The sequence below is a fragment of the Acinetobacter genomosp. 15BJ genome (assembly GCF_000400715.1).
In the GTDB taxonomy this organism is placed as follows: Bacteria; Pseudomonadota; Gammaproteobacteria; order Pseudomonadales; family Moraxellaceae; genus Acinetobacter.
This window is the reverse complement of sequence record NZ_KE007349.1, coordinates 80,639-82,875: the sequence shown is the minus strand read 5'-3', so window position 1 is coordinate 82,875 and position 2,237 is coordinate 80,639. Positions and strand designations below refer to the sequence as shown.

Here is a 2,237-nt window from a genome sequence, read left to right as displayed (position 1 = left end):
GTATAGCTTGGTGCAGTCACGGTGCCATCTGGATTAACAACTGAACCGCCGCCTAATGCATCAGAGACGCTCTTGGCTGTGCCTGCCAGTTGGCTGCCATTAATGGCTTCATCCGAGGTCGCACTGACTTCACCTGCCGCGACACCACTGATCTTGCCTGTAGCGCCATCAATGTTCACATCACCGACTTGAACCGAATCAAAGGACACATCATCGGCTGTTGCAACTTCATAAATAGTTTGACCATCGTCACCCACACGACTTTCAACCGTCATGTTCTTGCCCGCTTCAACTTCAGTTTTTGCTGCAACGGCTGTTCCCCGAATTGAATCAATCGCATCGTGAATGTTGTTCTTGCCAGTATTGCCGACATTCGATGTCGTGATTGAACCATCTGGATTTAAAGTTGTTTCACCACCAATAGAACCTCTGACGCTGTCCGCAACACCATGTAACTGACCACCATTCACTGCATCTTTTGAACCTGCTGCAATGGTGCCGTCGGCAACATTAGTCACTTTAGAATTTCCCGCATCAATCCCTGTACGATTAACACGCGGTCCCGTTGGATTACCCGCAGCATCGGTAAAGCCTAAACCTGCACTATTAATTAAGGTCGTATCTCCTTGTGCATTTTTAATCGTAGTTCCACTTGCCGTCGTCGCTGTACTATTGCCTTGAGCATCTTGAACAATGGTACCGCCTGCAACAATCGAGGTTCGATTACCTACCGCATCTGTGACAGCTACACCACTGCGATCTAAACGGGTATCGCCTGCAGTCACACTATCCACTTTCAGGTCTTTATTTAGACCGTATTGGATGGTGTTACCATCTTTGGTTACAGTGAGATTCTCTTCGCCTTCAACCGTACCAATATCTACGGTATCCGTTGCTTTAATTGCACCTGCATTGGCACCATTGCTTTGTAGGTTCCAACCTTTGTCTAACTCGCCTATCGCATCACCGACATTGGTGACTGTCTCTCCATTCACGGTATAGCTTGGTGCGGTCACTGTGCCATCTGGATTAACCACTGAACCACCGCCTAATGCATCAGAGACGCTCTTCGCTGTGCCTGCCAGTTGGCTGCCATTAATGGCTTCATCCGAAGTCGCACTGACTTCTCCCGCAGTCACACCACTAATTTTGCCTGTAGCTCCATCAATGTTCACGTCACCAACGGTCACGTTGTTAAAATCAACGGTGTCTTTGGTTGCCACGTTGTAGATGTCTTGTCCATCTGTGCCTGTGGTTTTAGTAACCGTGATGTTTTTACCTTCAGTCACTTCTGTTTTCGCTGCCGCTGCGGCATCGTCTAACTGTCCTTTGTTGACTGCATCGGTATCATTCACTCCTGCACCGACATTAGTAATTGGATTACCTGCCGCATTGATACCTGACTTGGTGATGCTTGGACCATTGGTGATGGTGACACCATCGCTGTTCATCACAGTATCGCCCGCAGTGACACTATCTACTTTTAGATTTCGATTTAGACCATATTTGATATCATTACCCGTCTTGCTGACCGTTAGATTTTCTTCACCATCAACAGTGCCAATATCTACGGTATCTGTTGCTTTAATTGCACCTGCATTGGCACCATTGCTTTGTAAGTTCCAACCTTTGTCTAACTCACCTATCGCATCACCAACATTGGTGACTGTTTCTCCATTTACTGTATAGCTTGGTGCGGTCACTGTGCCATCGGGATTAACCACTGAGCCACCACCTAATGCATCAGAGACGCTCTTGGCTGTGCCTGCCAACTGACTGCCATTGATGGCTTCATCCGAGGTCGCACTGACTTCTCCCGCAGTCACACCACTGATTTTGCCTGTCGTACCATCAATGTTCACATCACCAACGGTCACATTGTTAAAATCCACGGTGTCTTTGGTTGCCACGTTGTAGATGTCTTGTCCATCTGTACCTGTGGTTTTAGTAACCGTGATGTTTTTACCTTGAGTCACTTCTGTTTTTGCTGCCGCTGCAGCATCGTCTAACTGACCTTTGTTGACTGCATCGGTATCATTCACTCCCGCACCGACATTGGTGATTGGATTCCCTGCTGCATTAATCCCTGACTTAGTGATACTTGGGCCATTGGTGATAGTCACACCATCGCTGTTCATCACGGTATCGCCTGCAGTCACACTATCCACTTTCAGGTCTTTATTTAGACCGTATTGGATGGTGTTACCATCTTTGGTTACAGTGAGATTCTCTTCTCC

The 2,237-nt window shown here is 47.5% G+C and carries 1 pseudogene; it reads right to left on the bottom strand.

The annotated features are described in order from the left end of the window. Nucleotides 1-2,237: pseudogene (locus tag F896_RS03605) on the bottom strand (hypothetical protein); the annotation flags it as partial.